General features: G+C 67.4%; 20 protein-coding genes and 1 tRNA gene. 14 read left to right on the top strand and 7 right to left on the bottom strand.

The genetic code is table 11. The features are described from left to right. Positions 1 to 2: 2 nt before the first annotated feature. From ACJH71_RS14360 to ACJH71_RS14345, 4 genes are all read right to left on the bottom strand, one after another. Entirely contained in the window at positions 3 to 1,061 is a 1,059-nt protein-coding gene (locus ACJH71_RS14360; protein WP_406758679.1) for a dihydrodipicolinate reductase, read from the bottom strand. Next, positions 1,061 to 2,692: a long-chain fatty acid--CoA ligase gene (locus ACJH71_RS14355; protein WP_406758678.1), complete on the bottom strand. Its 1,632-nt coding sequence runs from the start codon at positions 2,690 to 2,692 to the stop codon at positions 1,061 to 1,063. Before ACJH71_RS14355 ends, ACJH71_RS14360 begins: the two co-directional genes overlap by 1 nt. A 41-nt stretch (positions 2,693 to 2,733) precedes the next feature. Continuing rightward, positions 2,734 to 3,747, bottom strand: a complete 1,014-nt coding sequence (locus ACJH71_RS14350; protein WP_406758677.1) for a YncE family protein — start codon at positions 3,745 to 3,747, stop codon at positions 2,734 to 2,736. Positions 3,748 to 4,773: 1,026 nt separating this feature from the next. After that, a complete protein-coding gene (locus ACJH71_RS14345; RefSeq protein WP_406758676.1) occupies positions 4,774 to 5,331 on the bottom strand; it encodes a DUF4145 domain-containing protein in 558 nt (185 codons plus the stop codon). Between the two features lie 268 nt (positions 5,332 to 5,599). On the opposite strand from ACJH71_RS14345, the gene ACJH71_RS14340 reads away from it, so the two are divergent. Next, on the top strand, positions 5,600 to 5,959 hold the full coding sequence (locus ACJH71_RS14340) for a hypothetical protein (protein ID WP_406758675.1): 360 nt from the start codon (positions 5,600 to 5,602) through the stop codon (positions 5,957 to 5,959). Here the strand turns inward: ACJH71_RS14340 and ACJH71_RS14335 are convergent. The 3 genes from ACJH71_RS14335 to ACJH71_RS14325 all read right to left on the bottom strand — a co-directional run bounded on the left by ACJH71_RS14335 (position 5,945) and on the right by ACJH71_RS14325 (position 7,263). Continuing rightward, positions 5,945 to 6,703, bottom strand: coding sequence for a hypothetical protein (locus ACJH71_RS14335; RefSeq protein ID WP_406758674.1), 759 nt, complete (start codon positions 6,701 to 6,703; stop codon positions 5,945 to 5,947). The genes ACJH71_RS14340 and ACJH71_RS14335 overlap by 15 nt on opposite strands. Before the next feature lie 116 nt (positions 6,704 to 6,819). Continuing rightward, positions 6,820 to 6,893 (bottom strand) — tRNA-Leu (locus ACJH71_RS14330). A gap of 64 nt (positions 6,894 to 6,957) precedes the next feature. Then, entirely contained in the window at positions 6,958 to 7,263 is a 306-nt protein-coding gene (locus ACJH71_RS14325; RefSeq protein ID WP_105295776.1) for a DUF732 domain-containing protein, read from the bottom strand. Positions 7,264 to 7,744: 481 nt separating this feature from the next. Here ACJH71_RS14325 and ACJH71_RS14320 point away from each other — a divergent pair, with 481 nt between their 5' ends. The 13 genes from ACJH71_RS14320 (at position 7,745) to ACJH71_RS14260 (ending at position 18,992) form a co-directional block, all read left to right on the top strand. Continuing rightward, positions 7,745 to 8,044 carry a PE family protein gene (locus tag ACJH71_RS14320; RefSeq protein ID WP_406758673.1) on the top strand — a complete coding sequence of 100 codons (300 nt, stop codon included), beginning with the start codon at positions 7,745 to 7,747 and terminating at the stop codon, positions 8,042 to 8,044. Positions 8,045 to 8,053: 9 nt separating this feature from the next. Then, on the top strand, positions 8,054 to 9,292 hold the full coding sequence (locus tag ACJH71_RS14315) for a PPE family protein, SVP subgroup (protein WP_406758672.1): 1,239 nt from the start codon (positions 8,054 to 8,056) through the stop codon (positions 9,290 to 9,292). Positions 9,293 to 9,303: 11 nt separating this feature from the next. Further along, the gene (locus tag ACJH71_RS14310; protein WP_406758852.1) at positions 9,304 to 10,545 is read left to right on the top strand and encodes a PPE family protein; all 1,242 of its coding nucleotides are present in this window, start codon (positions 9,304 to 9,306) and stop codon (positions 10,543 to 10,545) included. Positions 10,546 to 10,590: 45 nt separating this feature from the next. Further along, positions 10,591 to 10,887 carry a WXG100 family type VII secretion target gene (locus ACJH71_RS14305; protein ID WP_406757180.1) on the top strand — a complete coding sequence of 99 codons (297 nt, stop codon included), beginning with the start codon at positions 10,591 to 10,593 and terminating at the stop codon, positions 10,885 to 10,887. 14 nt (positions 10,888 to 10,901) lie between these two features. Then, entirely contained in the window at positions 10,902 to 11,186 is a 285-nt protein-coding gene (locus ACJH71_RS14300; RefSeq protein WP_047317298.1) for a WXG100 family type VII secretion target, read from the top strand. Between the two features lie 203 nt (positions 11,187 to 11,389). After that, the gene (locus tag ACJH71_RS14295) at positions 11,390 to 11,689 is read left to right on the top strand and encodes a PE family protein (RefSeq protein ID WP_406758851.1); all 300 of its coding nucleotides are present in this window, start codon (positions 11,390 to 11,392) and stop codon (positions 11,687 to 11,689) included. Positions 11,690 to 11,730: 41 nt separating this feature from the next. After that, on the top strand, positions 11,731 to 12,939 hold the full coding sequence (locus tag ACJH71_RS14290) for a PPE family protein (protein WP_406758850.1): 1,209 nt from the start codon (positions 11,731 to 11,733) through the stop codon (positions 12,937 to 12,939). 39 nt (positions 12,940 to 12,978) lie between these two features. Beyond that, positions 12,979 to 13,275 carry a WXG100 family type VII secretion target gene (locus ACJH71_RS14285; protein WP_406758671.1) on the top strand — a complete coding sequence of 99 codons (297 nt, stop codon included), beginning with the start codon at positions 12,979 to 12,981 and terminating at the stop codon, positions 13,273 to 13,275. Positions 13,276 to 13,295: 20 nt separating this feature from the next. Continuing rightward, positions 13,296 to 13,580, top strand: coding sequence for a WXG100 family type VII secretion target (locus ACJH71_RS14280; RefSeq protein WP_406758670.1), 285 nt, complete (start codon positions 13,296 to 13,298; stop codon positions 13,578 to 13,580). Between the two features lie 135 nt (positions 13,581 to 13,715). After that, positions 13,716 to 14,531: a PE family protein gene (locus tag ACJH71_RS14275; protein ID WP_406758669.1), complete on the top strand. Its 816-nt coding sequence runs from the start codon at positions 13,716 to 13,718 to the stop codon at positions 14,529 to 14,531. Positions 14,532 to 14,582: 51 nt separating this feature from the next. Then, positions 14,583 to 15,758: a PPE family protein gene (locus tag ACJH71_RS14270; protein ID WP_406758668.1), complete on the top strand. Its 1,176-nt coding sequence runs from the start codon at positions 14,583 to 14,585 to the stop codon at positions 15,756 to 15,758. 37 nt (positions 15,759 to 15,795) lie between these two features. Further along, the gene (locus ACJH71_RS14265) at positions 15,796 to 18,309 is read left to right on the top strand and encodes an ATP-binding protein (protein WP_406758849.1); all 2,514 of its coding nucleotides are present in this window, start codon (positions 15,796 to 15,798) and stop codon (positions 18,307 to 18,309) included. After that, positions 18,309 to 18,992 (top strand): response regulator, encoded by a 684-nt coding sequence (locus tag ACJH71_RS14260; protein WP_406758667.1) that lies wholly within the window; start codon positions 18,309 to 18,311, stop codon positions 18,990 to 18,992. The genes ACJH71_RS14265 and ACJH71_RS14260 overlap by 1 nt, the downstream gene beginning before the upstream one ends. Positions 18,993 to 19,034: the final 42 nt, after the last annotated feature.

Genomic DNA, 19,034 nt, shown 5'->3' with positions numbered 1-19,034 from the left:
GCTCAGCGCGCCAGGTGCGGAGCGGCCCGGCCGGTGATGAGCGGCAGCTCGAAGAACCCGGCGAACCCGGGCGGTGCCGCACAAGTAGCCGGGATGGCGTTGACGCAGTGCGCCGCGGTCGCCACGACACCCGGGTTGCTGACCAGGCCGGCTTCGACCGTCTCGGGCTGCCAGCCCTTCACGGTGACGAACGTGTCGGGGTTGCCCCGCACCTCCATCTCGTAGCGCTCGCCCGCGGGTCCGAAACTCCATGGCGGGTCGAGGTTCTCCTCGCCCATCTGCCAGTTGACCGTGACCCGTGCCACCACCTCGTCGCCGACGGTCGCCTCCCAGTGGAACCGGCGCCCGGCCACCTGACCGGGTTCGATCGCACCGATCGGCGAGTCGATCGGTGCGGTGGCCACCGCCACCTCCTGCGAGGAACGGATGTGCTCATCGGCGGCGAAACCCAATCGGTCCACGCACAAACGCACCGATTGGCGGAACCCGCCGTCGAGCAGCTTCTGCATCGGGCCGCTCAGCGCCTGATCGGGGGTACCGCCGAAACCCATGACGTACCGCAGCACGTCCGGGGCATCGTAGGTACGCAGGTCCGAATACTCTTCGCCGCGAATGAATGTCACGCCGGTGGACATCACCGACAGCAGCAGCGGGAACAGTTCGAAGGCCGCACCCGGGCCGATACCGGCGCCGTGCAGGGTCACGCCACCTTCACGCGCTGCGGCCTCCAGCGGTCCCACCTCCTTTTCGGAGGGGTAGAACCAGCCGACCGGGGTGATGACGTTCTTGCCCGAACGCAGCAGCGTGGCGACCTCGTCGGGGTTGGGCATCAGGGGCGCGTAGATCACCGCGTCGGCGTCGAGCGCCAGGATCTCCTCGACGCTGTCGGTGGCGGTGACGCCCACCGGTTCGGTGCCGATGATCTCCCCGACGTCCTTGCCGCTCTTGGACTTCGAGTGCACCCAGCAGCCGACCAGCTGCAGGTCGGGGTGCTCGAGCACACCCTTGATCGCGGCGACGCCTACCCCGCCGGTTGCCCATTGGATGACACGCAGGCTCATCAGTCACGCACCTCGCTCACTTGGTATTGATCCTCGGAGTACCTGGCCCGGATGGTCTTCTTGTCGTACTTGCCGACGCTGGTGCGCGGGATCGCCTCGACGAACGTCCAGCGCTCCGGCAGCCACCAGCGGGCGACCTTGTCGGACAGGAACGTTCGTAGCTCGGCACCGCTGACCGAAGCGCCGGTGCGGGCCACCACGACGGCCAGCGGCCGCTCCTGCCAGCGCTCGTCGGGCACCCCGACCACCGCGGCTTCCACGACGTCGGGGTGCGCGATCAGCTCGTTCTCCAGTTCCACCGAGGAGATCCACTCCCCGCCGGACTTGATCACGTCTTTGGCCCGGTCGGTCAGCGTGATGAAGCCCTGCGCGTCGATGCGGCCGACGTCGCCGGTGCGCAGCCAGCCCGAGGAGAACTTGGATTCGTCCTGGCCGCGGTAGTAGGCGCCGGTGATCCAGGCGCCGCGCACCTCCAGTTCGCCGACCGCCTCGCCATCGTTGGGCAGCACCGCGTCCTCGTCGTCGACGATGCGGGTCTCGACACCGCAGACCGGCCGGCCCTGGGTGCCCCGCAGCGCCCAGTGCTGTTCGTCCGGGGTGCCCGGCGGCGGCCAGGCCATGGTGGCCATCGGTGAGGTCTCGGTCATGCCCCACAGCTGCCGCACCTGCACGTCGTGGCGCTGCTCGAACGCCTGCATCAGCGAGACCGGAACCGCCGACCCGCCGCAGGCCGCCAGCCGCAATGACGAGATGTCATGGCCGGGTTCGCGTTCCAGGTAGTGCATGACGTCGTTCCAGATCGTCGGCACCGCACCGGCCACGGTGGCCCGCTGCGATTCGATGAGGGCGACCAGCGACTTGGCGTCCAGGTGCCGGTCGGGCATCGCCAGGTCCGCGCCGGCCATCAGCGCCGAATACGGCAGCCCCCAGGCGTTGGCGTGGAACATCGGCACGATCGGCAGCACGCAGTCGATCGCGCCGATCCCGGTGCCGTTGGTGGTGCATCCCGCCATGGCGTGCAGGTAGCTGGACCGGTGGCTGTACACCACACCCTTGGGGTTGCCGGTGGTGCCGCTGGTGTAGCACATGGCGGCCGCCGAGTTCTCATCGATGACCGGCCAGTCGAACTCGTCGGGCTCGGCGGCCAGCAGCTCGGCGTAGCCCAGCACGGTCTTGCCGGAGGCCTCCAACGCCGCACGGTCGCCGTCGCCGACGAGGATCACGGTGTGCACGGTCTCCAGTTGCGCCAGCACCGGGGCCAGCAGGGGCACCAGGGACTCGTCGACCAGGATGATCCGGTCCTCGGCCTCGTTGGCGACGAAGACGATCTGCTCGGCGAACAGCCGGATGTTGAGCGTGTGCAGCACCGCGCCCATCGCCGGAACCGCCAGGTAGGCGGCCAAGTGTTCGGTGTTGTTCCACATGAAGGTGGCCACCCGCTCGTCGCCGGTGATACCCAGACGCCGCAGGGCATTCGCCAGCCGGGCGACCTGCCCACCGAGCTCGCGATAGGTGGTGACCCGATATCCATCGTCGGCCGCGGTGGTGACCGTGCGGTCACCGTGGACGGCCGTGACGTGGTTCAAGATGGCGCCGACCGTCAGCGGCCAGTGCTGCATGGTGCTGTGCATCGACCTATTCGATCACGCCACCATCGCGCACGTGGCGTGGGTTACAGCGCGGGTTCGAGTTGCAGCATGCGGGTGACGGCGTCGTCGAGTTCCAGCTGCTCGTGCAGCAACGCTGAAGGCGCCGGCAGGTCGGTCAGCGACGCGATGGTCACCTTGCCGTCGAACCCGGCGATGTAGAGCCGGCTGCCGTCGGCGCTCTCCGCGGCGCAGGACGCCTCGGCGATGCCGGTCAGCGTGCCCAGGGTTTCGCTGGTGCGCGCACACAGCACCAAAACGGCGCCCTGCGTCACCAGGTAAACCCGCTGGCCGTCACGCCCGGCGATCAGCTGGACCAGCTGCGCCTCCAGGGCACGGCTGGCGGTGACCGCGTGGGTGCGGGCGTCGACAACGTGGACCCGGCTGCGGCCGTCGGGACCGGCAGTCGCCACGTACAGCCGGGCACCGTCGGGGCTGACCGCGACATCGATGATGCTCGCGCCGATCCGGATGGTGTCGATGATGTTCAGGTCGCGGTCCAGCACCGTGATGGTGTCGCCGGTGGGCTGGCGGACCGCCGCGTACAGCCGCCGGCCGTCCGCACTGATCCGCAGGCCGGCTGCTGCCGCCCCCGGGTGCCCGGACACCGCGGCGGACCCGGCGGGGCGCATGGCCGCGTCGAGCACCAGCACGTCGACACCGGCCGAGCCGGTACGGGTGAGGTAGACGCGGCTGCTGGTCGGGTCGGCGACCAGGTCGCCGATGTCCATGGCCACCGGGTAACACCCGGCGACTTCGGCGGTGTCGACGTCGATCGCCAGCACGGCGTCCAGAGCGGTCGAGCCCGCGGTGACGTAGGCCCAGCCGGTCCCGGCAGGACCGGCGGCGATCGAGAACGGCTCGTCGGCCTGGAAGACGGTGTTCACGATTTTGCAGCTGACGGTGTCGATGATCGAGACGGTGTCGTCGCCGTAGTTGGTGGCCAGCAGGCGCCGGCCGTCTGCGGTGACCGCGAGGCCGCCGATCGGGCCGCGGTCCAGGGTCACGGTGTTCGCGACGAGGGATGCAGATTTGGCCAATCTATAAGCCGGCACGTCGTCCACATCGCTCCTATCAACCACTGTTCGCATCGCTTCGTTCGTATCGTCACTGCCCTCGCACCCGCACGGCCATCGCAGCGCGACCCGGTCGAGACCGGGATGCCGGGGCGGGGCGTCCGATCGATCTTAGCGGTGAATTCGAGGTAACAGGAAAATGTCGTAATTATTGTGATCGAGGTCGCAGGCTAATCCCAACCGCACCATGTCCCACCGGGCAAAATCGCAGGATCCAGGCCTGCTAGCAACTTCATTGATAAGCCCTGAACAGCCCGTATTACTCCGGTGGCTAACTTGTGATGTGTGCCGCGATTAACATTGAATAAGAAATTAAGAACTCCCAACAGGAAATTCGGCGCTTCCCGTCGCAGCGCCCTTGCAAATTCTCGGGTGGGCGGGTATGGGCCAGACAAAGACGCCGGTCAGGCGGTGCGGCGCGGCCCGATGGAGCCCTGCCGGACCTAGGATTCGCACGCCACGCCATCGCCGTCTCGATCAAGTCGTAGACGTCGTTGCCGACGACCGTGACGGGGCCTTGAACGTACGCCGGGCCGTTACCGCCCTTGCCCTGGCAGTCGACGTCACGTGCGATCGGCACACAGGCGCCCGCGTAGTTGGAATCACACTGCGGGTCCTGCTGCTGTGACGTGGGTAGCGCGCCGGCCACCGGAGCGAGGGCAAGCGCGGCAGCGATGCCAACTGTCAGCACGATCTGTTTCCGCATGCCGGCAGACAGTAGCCGCCGCAGGTCGTTCATCGAGGGGAAATGGACGCCCCCAGTCGGACTCGAACCGACACTGGGCGGATTATTGGAACGGACGGGCGGCCTCTCTGAGCGCTCGGGTAACCCCTGGTAGATGGTCCTTCAGCTAACCCAAATATCAACTGCAACTGCTACTTTAGCCCGTTTAGCACACGGTTACGGCACGGAGCCGGTACGGCCCCGATATGCCCCTGGCCGCCGGGGTGTGCCGGGGGTAGCGGCCTGGACCAGCGCGGGCGTTCGGGTTAGCACGGCGCATCCTCCTCGCTGGCTGCAGCAGCCACCTCGCCAGTGTGTTCTGCGACCATCGCCGGAAGCTCGTAAGCGAGGCGGATCAGTTGACGCGTGAATAGCGCGACGTCCATCGCTTCGTCCGGTGTCGTGGACGGAATTTCGTGGTTAGCCTCGTTGCCGACATCTTTGATCTTGTCTACCCAGGGTCGCATGAGTTTAGTGATGACGCCTTCACTCTCCAGATGACTCAGTGCTTGCTGGAAGGTCGGGGCGCGGCCGTTCTTGTCCTTCTCAGGCAGGCCGTGCGCTACCGCAATGTGGAACAGAAGCTTGCGGCACATCATGACCGCAGCCGTGTTAGCGCCGACTGAAAGACAACCGAGGGCTTCAGTCCACGCAGCAAGGTCGTCGCCCTCCAGAACACTCGGAATGTCAAGCGGACGAACACCGGGACTTACGGTGCCTTCATTGTCTACGTGGCCTCGGAAGCAACTTACGCATCGAAGCCAAATTGTGAGGGGGCGCCCACTGATGTTGTTAACGGGTTTAGTTCTGCCGACGACGATCATTTGATTGCCTCCGCAGTACGCGCATGGGACTCGCACCGAAGTGTCGTCGTCGTTTACGTCGAACTGCGAATAGCCACCGACGAGGTATAGGTCCTTGCGAACACCTGCCACGTGCCCGATTGTCGCACCACTAACCTACAAACAACGACAGAACCAGTCCCGCCCCGGCTGCGTCTTTGTGGCCGTCACGGAAGAACGGCGACGGGACCGGGCGACCGGGCGACCGGGTAGCAGTATGCGGTGCCACTGGATTGGTCACCCGCTCGCTATGTGGACGTTCTACGACACGATCATGATGCCCGCGTTGGAGGCGGTCGGGCTACCGGCGAGTCGACCGCTCGCCAAAGACGGCACCCTGATCCCAGCCGTTCGCGGGGTCCGGCTCCACGACCTACGCCACACGTTCGCCGTGCTCGAGCTCTCGGCGGGGGTCCACTTCATGCAGGTGTCGAAGTGGTTAGGACACGGCACGTTCACTCTAACTCTCGACACTTACGGTGACGGGGCCCCTCAGGACCACGGTGGCGCGCTCAACGACCTCCCCGCCCCAACTCGGGTCTCGATCTCCGCGCCGACCACCGAACCTGAACCGGAACTCGTACCGGTGATCCTGCTATTCGGCCGATGACTCGGATGTCGCCAGGACATCTCGGGACGCCGACACAAAATCAGAAACCGCAGCCTCAACCCCGCTGAATATTGCGGCAAGCTCCATTCTGTCATTGTCGCGTACGTTCACGAGAGTCGAAGTCGCTTCACTGCTGAGCGAGGCGGTGTTCGCGAGCATGCGGACTGCCTCATTCATTTCAATTACTAACCTTCTGGTCTCCGCGCGGTTTGCGAGTTTCACCAACTCCAGAACGCGCGCCTTCAGGGACTCCTCCCCCATGACCTCGAAAGCTGCAGCTAAGCCATCGAGCCGTCTTACCTGTACATTTTGCAACTCAAGTGCACCCGACGCGGAAGCATCGGTCCGCTTGTCGTATGCGAGCATCCGGTAGCCCTCAACTGCGCCGATTGCGCAATCAACAACGTCCATCACCATTCTGAGCAGCGTGTCCCGCCGCCAGACTCGGTACTCTTGACTACGAGCTTCCACCCAGTACGCCCTGGCGCGATCTTCCGCTGCGGCGATGGTGTCATTCGTCGCATTCCGGGCTGCCAATCGATCGTCCTCGGCCGCGGCATGGGCCGCACTGCGATCGTTATCTGCTCTTGCGTTGGCTGCGTCGATCGCTTCGCGGTTCACCTTGTTGCTCCGCCACATTACGACTAGCGCGGCGCACGCCACGATGATGGAGCCCAGCACTGGCAGCCACGACTGCCACAAATCAGCACCGCTGATGAGTTCGATTTTCAACGGCTCGTCCACTGCATGATCGTCTCACGAGCCGTTGACTCCACTGCTTATATTCTGGCCGTCGGGGTGAAGCGCATGGGCTCCCCGATCCAGCCGAGTGAATAACTCATCTACCAGCACTTATGGCGTGCCCCCAGTCGGACTCGAACCGACACTGGGCGGATTTTAAGTCCGCTGCCTCTGCCAATTGGGCTATGGGGGCTCGCGGCGAATCTAACGTGGCGAGCGCGCCAGGGCCCTACCGGCACTCCGTGAAGGTGCAGAAATCAGGCGTGCTCGGGGCAGTAGTTCTGCGCGGCGATCCGGGCGAACTCCGCGGCACGCTGCAGGGTGAAGCCGGGGTTGGTGGTCTGAACGGCGACCACGGTGTCCATCGGGGTGAGACCGGCGTCCATCAGCTGGCACACCGAGTGACCGGCCGAGATGGCCACCTGGTCCGAGCCCTTGTGGCTCAGGCCGGCCCCGGTCAGCTGGGTCAGGAAGGCGGCGTCGCTGCCCACCGGCTCTGCGTGCGCCGGTGCCGCCAGCCCGACCAGCGCGGTGAGGCCCGCTAGCAGCAGAAACCGATTCATAGCTCGTAGTGTGCTGAGCGTTCGTTAATAGCGTGTTACGCACCGTTTACTCCTCCGGATCCGGATGTTAAATCCGCGTTACCGGGCCCTCACCACCCCGAAGCGTGCGGCCGGTTCGATGGGCTGAGACGGACTAAAAATGTTGCCCATCAACCTAATTGACAGCCAGCCAGGCAGCGCCGAGATGGCTGCGGCCACGCCCAGGGTGTCAGTGTGAGCTGGACCACGCCGTCGCAACGCGAAAGCCCTACGGCGAGCACCCAATACCGGCACGCACGGCTTTTGCATCCAAGCCCTCGGTCGGCCTCGGGCCCGCGAGATCGTGACGCCCCACACACCGCAGACACACCTGCACTGAGGTGCATGTAAAGAGTTCCGACACCACGGTTAAGAAGCGGTTAACCAGCTTTCACAATCGCCCAGTCATACGCAACGGTGGTGCCAGGAGCCGCGTCGTCACGGGCTCCGTAAGGAGAACCCCATGTCTTTCGTGACCACCCAGCCGGAGGCGCTGGCGTCGGCGGCCAGCACCCTGCAGGCGATCGGCGCGGCGCTCAACGCCCAGAGCGCCGCGGCGTCCGCCCCGACCACCGGCGTCGCTCCCGCGGCCGCTGACGAGGTCTCGGCGTTGACCGCCGCGCAGTTCGCCGCGCACGCCGGCCTCTACCAGACGGTTGCCGCGCAGGCGTCGGCCATTCACGACATGTTCGTGGCCACGCTCAAGAGCAGCTCCGCGTCGTACGCGGCCACCGAGGCCGCGAACGCGGCGGCAGCGGGTTAGGCGGAAATCATGTGGGACTACGGAGCACTGCCCCCCGAGATCAACTCCGGGCGCATCTACAGCGGACCGGGGTCGACCCCGATGATGACGGCCGCCGCGGCCTGGCGCGGACTGGCGGCCGAACTGAGCGCAGCCGCCCACTCCTACGAGACGGTGATCACCGAGCTGTCCGGTGAGGAATGGCTCGGTCCGGCCTCCTCCTCGATGGCCGCGGCCGCGGCCCCCTACATCGCCTGGATGAACAACACCGCCGCGCTGGCCGAGCAGGCCGCGGTTCAGGCCACCTCCGCCGCCGCCGCATTCGAGACGGCCCGGGGAGCCACGGTGCCGCCGGCGGCGGTCACCACCAACCGGGTGCAGCAGGCGGCGCTGGTCTCGACCAACATCCTCGGCATCAACACCCCGGCGATCGCGGCTCTGGACGCCCTCTACGCACAGATGTGGGCCCAAGACGCCGCAGCCATGTACGGCTACGCCAGCGGTTCGGCCGCCGCGACGCAAGTCACCCCGTTCAACGAGCCGGCCCAGAACACCAACCCGGCCGGGCTGGCCAACCAGGGAGCGGCGGTCACCCAGGCCGGCGGCAGCAGCACCGCCAACAGCACCGCGCAGACCGCACAGATGATCTCGTCGCTGCCGAATGCCCTGCAGAGCATGGCCTCGCCGGCAGCCTCGACCGACTGGATCGAGCAGATCATCGAGTTCCTCTACAACGACCCCACAAACGGCTACGCGTACATGTTCGGCACCCCGCTCTACAACCTGTTCAACACCGCCGGCACCGGCGCAGCCTTCATTCCGTCTGCGCTGCTGCCAAGCCTCATCGGTTTCATGACCGGTGGCGGCTTCAGCGGCACCACCGGCAGTGCGCTCGGAGGCGGTCTGGGAGCGGCGCTGAGCCCCGGTGGTGCACTCGGCGCCCTGGGAGCACTCGGCGGCGGCCTGTCCAGCGGCGTCAGCAGCGCCTTCGGGGTCAGCGCCGTCACCCCGGCCGTCACCGCCGGTATGGGGAAGGCCTCGCTGGTCGGGACGTCGTTCTCGGCGCCGGCGAGCTGGGCGGCGAACACCCCCGGCGCTGCGGCCCTGACCAGCGGGCCCGGCGGTTGGGCGGTCCCCACCGAGACCCACAACAACATGGCCTCCATGCCCCCTCCGGTGCCGACCGGCGTCGGGCAGCGCGGCATGAACTACGGCACACCGCGTTACGGGTTCCGACCCAAATTCATGCCCAAGCCGATGGTGGTCTAGGAGCAACGATGATCGACTACGCACTGCTGTCGCCGGAGATCAACTCCGGACGTCTGTACGCCGGTCCCGGCTCCACGCCGATGATGACGGTCGCCTCCGCCTGGCGCGGGCTGGCCGCGGAGATCTCCTCGGCGCTGACGTCGTACGAAACGACGATCACCCAACTCGTCGACGAAGAGTGGATAGGCCCGGCATCGGCCTCGATGTCTGCCGCCACCAAGCCGTATCTGACGTGGATGGCCGACACGGCGACCAAGGCCGAGGAGGCGGCCACCCAGGCCACCTCGGCAGCGGCCGCGTTCGAGGCGGCCCACGCGGCCACCCCTCCCCCAGCGGTGATCGCTGCCAACCGCGCGCAGCAGAAGCAACTGGTGGCGACCAACGTCGTCGGCCAGAACTCGGCCGCGATCATGGCAAGCGACGCACAGTATTTCGAGATGTGGGCCCAGGCCGCCGACGTCATGTACAGCTACGCCGCGTCGTCGGCGGTGGCGACCAAGGTGACGCCGTTCAACGAGCCCAACCAGACCACGAACCCGGACGGGACGGCCAACCAGGCCGCCGCGGTCACCCAAGCCAACGGCAACACCGCCGCCAACAACACCGCGCAGACGGCACAGGCGATTTCGTCGCTGCCGAACACGTTGCAGACACTGACCTCGCCGAGTCCCGCCGACGCCGGTCTTCCCCCGCCCACACTGGCCGGGCTGCTCGAAGCCATCGGCCGCAACGCGTCGATCAATGGTGTTGTGTCGCTGGTGACTTACCCGTTCAACGGCCTGATGAGCTTCACCGGAACCTCGGCGGCGTTCACCCCGGCAAGCTTGATCCCGACCATGACCACATTCTTCTCCGGTGGTGGTTTCAACGCCCTCGGCGGTGGTGCGGCCGGTGCCGGCATCGGTGCCCTGTTGGCCCCGGGTGGTCCGTTGAGCAGCCTGGGCGCGCTGGGCGGCGCGTCGGCGTTCACCGCGAGCGCCCCGTCGGTGTCGGCCGGCGTGGGTCAGGCCACCTTGGTCGGCGAGCTGTCCACGCCGCCGACCTGGGCCGCAGCCGCTCCTGCCGCCAGCGCAGTTGACTCTGCCGGCGCCTTGCAGGCCAGCAGCTGGGCCGCCGCCCCCGAAGAGATCGAGTCGATGGCGGCCATGCCCGGCGGCATGCCGATGGGTGCCGAACGGGGTGGCTTCGGTCTGGGCACCCCGCGCTACGGCTTCAAGCCGACCGTCATGGCCCGACCGGTAGTTGCCGGATAAACCCCCTCACCGTAAAAACGGAACCGCAGACAAGGAGACACAGCAGTGGCAACACGTTTTATGACCGATCCGGACGCGATGCGTTCGATGGCGGGCCGTTTTGATGTGCACGCGCAGACGGTGGAGGACGAGGCTCGTCGGATGTGGGCGTCCTCGACGAACATCTCCGGTGCGGGCTGGGGTGGTCTGGCGGAGCGGACCTCGATGGACACCATGGGTCAGATGCAGACCGCTTTCCGCAACATCGTGACCATGCTGCACGGTGTGCGGGACGGGCTGATCCGCGACGCCAACCACTACGAGCAGCAGGAAGCTGCTTCCCAGCAGATCCTGTCGAGCTAGAAGGAGAACCGCAGATGTCGATTAACTACCAGTTCGGTGATGTGGATGCCCACGGTGCGTTGATTCGTGCGCAGGCTGCGTCGTTGGAGGCTGAGCATCAGGCGATCGTGCACGATGTGCTGGCTGCCGGTGATTTTTGGGGTGGTGCTGGTTCGGTGGCGTGCCAGGAGTTTGTGGCGCAGTTGGGTCGCAACTTCGCGGTGATCTACGAGCAGGCCAACAGCCACGGTCAGAAGGTGCAGTCGGCCGGCAACAACATGGCCAACACCGACGCCTCGGTGGGCTCCAGCTGGGCGTAACGTCAGCCAAGACCCGGGAAACCCGACGCAGCAGAGGGGGCTGCGTCGGGTTTTTCCGTTTCTCGGCATCAAGAACTCATCAAGGTTCGATTCCGCCGCGTTAAGAGCGCATAAGGGCAGCAGCTAACCGAGCACCGTTGCGGCACGGTGGATCTCGTGGTCGGCACCATGCCGGCCCGATCGGTTAGGAGATGGTGATGTTGATGTCGTTCGTGAGCGCGCAGCCTTTTGAGCTGACGACCGCGGCCGGCGAATTGACCGGTATCGGCTCGGCGATGGCCGCCCAGAACGCGGCAGCCGCCCCAGCCACCACCGGCGTGATCCCCGCGGCGGCGGACCCGGTCTCGGCGTTGACCGCCGCACAGTTCGTCGCGCACGCCGGCCTGTACCAGGCGGTCAGTGCCCAGGCGAATGCGATTCACCAGATGTTCGTCACCACTCTTACGACCAGCGCGGCAGCGTACGAGGCGACCGAGGCCGCCAACGCGATCGCAGCGCGCTGAGTCACGCAAAACCAAGCAAGACAAAGGAACTCAAGAACATGATGGAGTTCGGTGCGTTGCCACCGGAAGTCAACTCCGCGTGGATGTACACCGGGCCGGGAGCGGCGCCGCTGATGGCTGCCGCCACGGCCTGGCGCGGACTGGCCGCGGAGCTGGGGTCGACGGCCGCCGCCTACCAGGCGGTGATCGCCCGGATGGCCGGTGAACTGTGGGCCGGTCCGGCGTCGGCGTCGATGGCCGCCGCGGCGGCTCCCTTCGTGGCGTGGATGAACACCACCGCCGCTCAGGCCGAGCAGGCCGCCACCCAGGCCACCGCGGCCGCGGCCGCCTTCGAGACCGCGTTCGCGATGACGGTTCCCCCGCCGGTGATCGTGGCCAACCGCAGCCTGCTGATGCTGCTGGTCGCGACCAACCTGCTGGGGCAGAACACCCCGGCGATCACGGCCACCGAAGCGCAGTACGCCGAAATGTGGGCGCAGGACGCCGCCGCCATGTACGGCTACGCCAGCGGTTCGGCCGCCGCGACGCAGGTGACGCCGTTTGCCGAACCCGCCCAATCCACCAACCCGGCCGGGTTGGCCGGCCAGGCCGCCGCGGTCACCCAGGCCGCCGGCAGCTCCGCGGCGAGCAACAGTCAGGCCAGCCAACTGATCTCGGTGTTGCCCGGCGTACTGCAGAGTCTGGCATCGCCGACCCAGGGCAGCCCATCATCAGCGTCTTCAAGCCTGTCGGGGATTCTGGGCGGTCTGTTCGACAACAGCCAGATCACCGACAGCATCAACGGGATGGTGAACACCGGCGCCTGGAACGTCGCCAGCACGCTGTCGACCGCGGTCGGCTTCTTGAGCAGTCTCGGCAGCAGCGCGGGATCCTCGCTGGGAACCGCGGGCTCCGCGGCTGCCGGCGGGCTGAGTTCGGCCGTCGGTGCGGTGGCACCAATGGCTTCGCTCGGCTCGGTCGGATTGGCCGGGCTGGGTTCATTCGGCGGCGCGCCGGTCTCGGCGGCCCTCGGTCAGGCCGGTTCGGTCGGCATGCTCTCGGTGCCGCAGAACTGGGCTACCGGAGCCACCGCCAGCGCCGTCTCGGCACTCCCGAGCACCGGCTCGGCCGTTCCCGCGGCAAACGGGGCATCGGCCGTACCGGCCGGCCTGCCGATCGGTGCTGCTGGGGGCCGCAGTGGCCCCAGCGGGAATCTGCCTCAGTACGGATTCAAACCCAGTGTCGTCGCACATCCGGTCCTGGCCGGCTGACGACGAAAGACCGCAACCAACAATCAAGGAGTTACCGCAGTGACCACCCGTTTTATGACCGACCCGGACGCCATGCGTTCCACCGCGGCCCGTTTCGACGCGCACGCGCAGACCGTCGAGGACGAGGCCCGGCGAATGTGGGCATCGACGACCAGCATCTCCGGCTCCGGCTGGGGCGGCCTGGCCGAGCGCACGTCCTACGACACCATGGGCCAGATGCAGACCGCTTTCAGCAACATCGTCAACATGCTGCACGGCGTGCGGGACGGACTGATCCGAGACGCCAGCCAGTACGAACAGCAGGAATCTGCCTCGCAGCAGATCCTGAGCAGCTAACACAAGGAGCAATGATTCAGATGTCCATCAACTACCAGTTCGGCGACGTCGACGCCCACGGCGCGTTGATCCGCGCCCAAGCCGCCGCCCTGGAGGCCGAACACCAGGCGATCGTGCAGGACGTGCTGGCCGCCGGGGACTTCTGGGGCGGCGCCGGCTCGGTGGCCTGCCAGGAGTTCGTCACCGCCCTCGGGCGGAACTTCCAGGTCATCTACGCCCAGGCCAACGCCCATGGTCAGAAGGTGCAATCGGCCGGCAACAACATGGCCAACACCGACGCCGCCGTGGGCTCCAGCTGGGCCTGAAAGCAAACCGTCAATAATCCGTGCGAGACCGTAAAGAACTCGTTAACGACCTCTGGCCGTCGGGAGTCCGACGAAACAGTGGAGCGGTGACCGAGCCCCGCTTGGGGTCCGGCTCGTATCCGCCGAGGAGATGTCATGTCGTTCCTGACCACCCAGCCCGAGGCGCTGGCTGCGGCGTCCGGCAATCTACAGACGATCGCCGGGGCGCTGAACGCCCAGAACGCGGCCGCAGCCGGCCCGATCACCGGGCTGGCCCCGGCCGCCGCCGACGAGGTCTCCGCACTGCAGGCCACCCAGTTCTCCGCCTACGGCACCCTGTACCAGCAGATCAGCGCGCAGGCCGCGGCAATGCAGGAGATGTTCATTCACACCCTGCGCGTCAGCGCTGATTCCTACGGGGAGACCGAGACCGCCAACTCGGCGGCGGCGACCACCACGGCGGGGCTAGGCACTGCCACAGGCCTGGGGAACGCCGGTACCGGAGCCGCCGCCGACCCGACCTTCGGGCTGGGTGGAATCGCCAGCAACTCCGCCATCCTGGCCGCCATGAACGCCGCAAACGTCGGCTCCGCCACCTCGGCATTCACCGGCTTGGGCACCGGCTTCATCACCAACCCGTCCGGCGTCATCCACCACGTCGAGGGTGTCAGCCAGGGCAACCTGGTCTCCCAGAGCACCCCGGGCGCAGCAGCCCCGGTGGCCGCCGCAGCCGGCCAAGGGGCCCCGATCAACAAGATGTCGGCACCGCCGAACTGGGCAGGCGAAGCCGCGCCGGCAGCCGAGGCGCGCCCGCTGGTCGCCGCAGGATCGTCGGAAGTCGAGCCGCGCGGCGCCGCCACGGTCCCGGCAGGAGCACCGGCAGTCGCCTCTTCCGATCGTGGTGGCCCCGGTTTCGGCCGGCCTCGCTACGGCGTCAAGCCAGTCGTGATGCCGCGCAAGCCGATCGTCTAGCGGCAACCCGCGCCTGGCCGAAACCGACTAGAGGAAACGGACTTCCACGAGATGGACTACGCAGCACTGCCCCCGGAGATCAACTCCACTCGGATGTACTCGGGCGCCGGGGCCGCGCCGATGACGGCTGCCGCAACGACATGGAATGCGCTGGGCGCCGAGCTGGCCACGACAGCGGCCTCCTACGAGTCGGTGATCTCGACACTGACCGACGAAGAGTGGCGGGGCCCGGCCGCAGCGGCGATGGCCGCCGCAGTCCGGCCCTACGTGGCGTGGCTGAACACCACGGCCGCCGCCGCCGAGCACGCCGCCGCCCAGGCGTCGGCATCGGCCGCGGCCTACGAAGCGGCGTTTGCGATGACGGTGCCCCCGGCGGTGGTGGCCGCCAACCGGGCACAGTTCGCGGCGCTGGTGGCGTCGAATTTCCTGGGGTTCAACACCGCGGCAATCGCGGCGGTGGAGGCGCAGTACGCCGAGATGTGGGCACAGGACGCCTTGGCCATGTACGGCTACGCGGCCTCCTCAGCGCTTGCCGGGACGCTACAACCGCTGAGCTCACCCGCTCCCAGCACCAACCCGGCCGGGATCGCCGGTCAGGGTGCGGCCGTCGCCCAGGCCTCGGTCGGCAGCGCACAGAACGGGTTGTCGCAGCTGGTGTCGGGATTGCCGACCGCCATGCAGACCCTGGCCTCGCCCTTGGCCGCCGGATCAGCCCAGAGCGGGCTGGGCGACTTCCTGTCCAACTTCATCAACTCGACGCAGAACATCGGCATCTGGAACGGGGTTCAGACCTACAGTTCGGCGTTGACCAACGCCGGCGCGTGGCACGCGTTCGCCGGTATCGCCAGCGCCATCGCCATCGCGCACGGCGGTGCGGCGGAGGCGGTGACTTCGCCGTTGCTGGTGGACTCGGTTGCCGCGCCACCAGCGACGCCCCTGGGCCGCGCGCCGGTGCTGGCCGGCATCGGAAACGCCGCCCCGGTGGGCGGACTCTCGGTGCCGCAGAGTTGGCCGGCGGCCGTCCCGACAACGGCGACGTCGATCCCCGAAAGCAACGCCACTCTGGTCAGCCATGGCTGGACGGAGGCCGAGGAGGCCGGCACCGTCAACACGGTGGGCGCCGGTGTGCCGGGAGTGGCATCGGCCGGCCGCGGCGGCTCCGGTCTGAGCAACCCGAGGTACGGGTTCAAACCCACTGTGATGGTGCGGCCTGTCGTCGCTGGCTGATGCCGTCGGTTGCCGCGATGATGGTCTGGTGAGTCTCGTGAGACAAGCCGGGCAGCCTGCAGAACCACGGGGAGAACTCCGCATCTACCTCGGAGCCTCGCCCGGGGTCGGTAAGACCTACGCGATGCTCGGCGAAGCGCACCGCCGCACCGGCCGCGGCACCGATGTGGTCGCGGCTGCGGTCGAGACCCACGGCCGCAGCATGACCGCCGAACTGCTGCAGGGCATCGAGATCCTCGGCGAACCCGGCGGGCCACTCGATGTCGACGCCGTGCTGGCCCGCCACCCCGAGGTGGTCCTGATCGACGATCTCGCGCACACCAACCCCGCAGGCAGTCGTAATCCCAAACGCTGGCAAGACATCGAAGAACTGCTTGCCGCCGGGATCACCGTGGTCTCCACCGTCAACGTGCAGCAGCTGGAGAGCCTGAGCGACGTCGTCGCCAAGATCACCGGCACCACCCAGCACGACACCGTCCCCGACGCGGTCGTGCGCCAGGCCGCGCAGATCGAACTCATCGACGTCGCACCGGAGGCGTTGCGCCGCAGGCTATCCCACGGCAACGTCTACCCGCCGGAGAAGGTCGATGCGGCGTTGGCCAACTACTTCCGCGGCGAGACGCTCACCGCGCTGCGGGAATTGGCGCTGCTGTGGCTGGCCGGGCAGGTTGACGCGACGCTCACCCGCTACCGTGCCGACAAGAAGATCACCGAGACCTGGGAGGCGCGGGAACGCATCGTCGCCGCGGTGACCGGCGGCCCGGAATCGGAGACCCTGGTCCGGCGGGCCTCCCGGATCGCCTCGAAGGCCGGCGGCGACCTGCTGGTGCTGCATGTCCTGGGCGGCGATGGGATCTCTGGGGCGCCGGCGCCCCGGGTGGGCAAGATCCGCCAACTGGCGATCAGCCTGGGCGCCTCGCTGCACACCGTGATCGGCGACGACGTGCCGACCGCGCTGCTGGACTTCGCCCGGGACGTCAACGCCACCCAGTTGGTGATCGGCAGTTCACGCCGTTCCCGTTGGGCACGCATCCTCGACGAGGGTGTCGGTGCGGCGGTGGTGCAGCAGTCCGGCGATATCGACGTCCACATCGTCACCTACGAGGACGCCAAGCCCAGTTTCCGGGGGCTGTCGATCTCGCCGCGGGAACGGCGTGCGGTGTCCTGGCTGGCCGCCGTCATCGTGCCGTTCCTGATGTGCGCGATCATGGTGGGCTGGCTGGACCGCTACTTCGACGCCGGTCAGAGCGCACTGTTCTTCGTCGGGGTGCTCTTGGTGGCCCTGCTCGGCGGCATCGCCCCGGCCGTGCTCTCGGCGTTGCTGTCCGGGGTGTTGCTCAACTATTTCGTGCTCGCACCTCGACGCGATTTCACCATCGCTGAGCACGACGTCGCCGTGACCGAAGTCGTCCTGCTGTTGGTGGCCGTCGCGGTGGCCGCCCTGGTCGACGGCGCGGCCAAACGGACCCGGGAAGCCGGCCGCGCCTCCCGCGAAGCGGAGCTGATGACACTGTTCGCCGGGTCGGTGCTGCGCGGCGCGGACCTGGACACCCTGCTGGAACGGGTTCGCGAAACCTACGCACAGCGGGCGGTGAGCCTGGTGCGCGTCCCGACGAACACCGCGACGCCCGAAGTCGTCGCCTCCGTCGGCGAAAACCCCTGCACCTCGGTAGATCTCGCGGATACCTCGATCGATGTCGGCGACGACGAGTTCTGGATGCTGATGGTCGGCAGACAGTTGGCCTCACGTGATCGCCGGGTGCTCTCGGTGGTGGCTCGGCAGGCGGCCGGACTGGTCCGCCAGGAGGAACTGGCCGCCGAGGCCGGCCGGGCCGACGCGGTGATGCGGACCGACGAGCTGCGCCGGTCCCTGCTGTCGGCGGTCAGCCACGACCTGCGCACCCCACTGGCAGCAGCCAAAGCGGCGGTGTCGAGTCTGCGCGCCGACGACGTCGACTTCTCCCCCGGCGACACCGCCGAACTGCTCGCCACCGTGGAGGAATCGGTTGATCAGCTCACCGGCCTGGTGGGCAACCTGCTCGATTCCTCGCGACTGGCCGCGGGTGTGATCCGGCCGGAGTTGATCAAGGTGTATCTGGAGGAGGTGGTGCAGCGGGCCTTGATCGGAATCGGCAAACGCAGCAACGCCTTCGGCCATGGCCGCGGCCTGGACCAGGTAAAGGTCGAAGTGGGCCCGACCGTGGTGATGGCCGATGCCGGTTTGTTGGAGCGCGTGCTGGCCAACGTGATCGACAACGCGCTGCGCTACGCCTCCGACAGCGTGGTGCGGGTGACGGCCGGCCGAGTCGGCGAGCGGGTGCTGATCAACGTCGCCGACGAGGGCCGCGGGCTGCCCCGCGGCGGCGAGGCGCACGTGTTCGATCCGTTCCAGCGCCTCGGCGACCGCGACAACACCAGCGGCGTCGGTCTCGGACTGTCGGTGGCCCGGGGCTTCACTGAGGCGATGGGCGGCACCATTTCGGCGACGGAGACGCCGGGCGGCGGGTTGACCATGGTGGTAGACCTGGCCGCACCGGCAGGAGAGAGCTGATGAGCACACGAGTTCTGGTAGTCGACGACGAGCCGCAGATTCTGCGCGCGCTGAAGATCAACCTGTCGGTGCGCGGCTACGAAGTCGTCACCGCGGCGACCGGCGCCGGCGCCTTGCGTGCCGCCGCCGAGCAACGCCCGGATGTGGTGATCCTCGATCTGGGGCTGCCCGACATCTCCGGCATCGAGGTGCTGGCCGGGCTGCGCGGCTGGCTGACGGTGCCGGTGATCGTGCTGTCGGCACGCACCGACTCGGCCGACAAGGTGGAGGCGCTCGACGCCGGCGCCGACGACTACGTGACCAAGCCCTTCGGAATGGACGAGTTCCTGGCTCGGCTGCGCGCCGCCGCCCGGCGCAACGCTGCGACCGCCGAAATCGACCAGCCAATAGTGGAAACCGCCTCGTTCACCGTCGATCTGGCGGCCAAGAAAGTGATCAAGAACGGGGGCGAGGTCCACCTGACTCCCACCGAATGGGGAATGCTGGAGATGCTGGTGCGAAACCGGGGAAAGCTGGTCGGCCGCGACGAATTACTCACCCAGGTGTGGGGCCCGGCATACGCGAAGGAAACCCAATATCTTCGGGTCTATCTGGCGCAGTTGCGCCGCAAACTCGAGAACGATCCCTCAAACCCCAAACACCTGCTCACCGAGGCGGGGATGGGCTACCGATTCGAAGTGTGAATTTTTGAGGTTTTGAAATCCGTCGGCGCGGATATGCCTGGG

This window comes from Mycobacterium sp. SMC-15 (assembly GCF_045310925.1).
Classification (GTDB): domain Bacteria; phylum Actinomycetota; class Actinomycetes; order Mycobacteriales; family Mycobacteriaceae; genus Mycobacterium.
The sequence above is the reverse complement of the archived record's forward strand: the minus strand, read 5'-3'. Positions and strand labels throughout refer to the sequence as shown.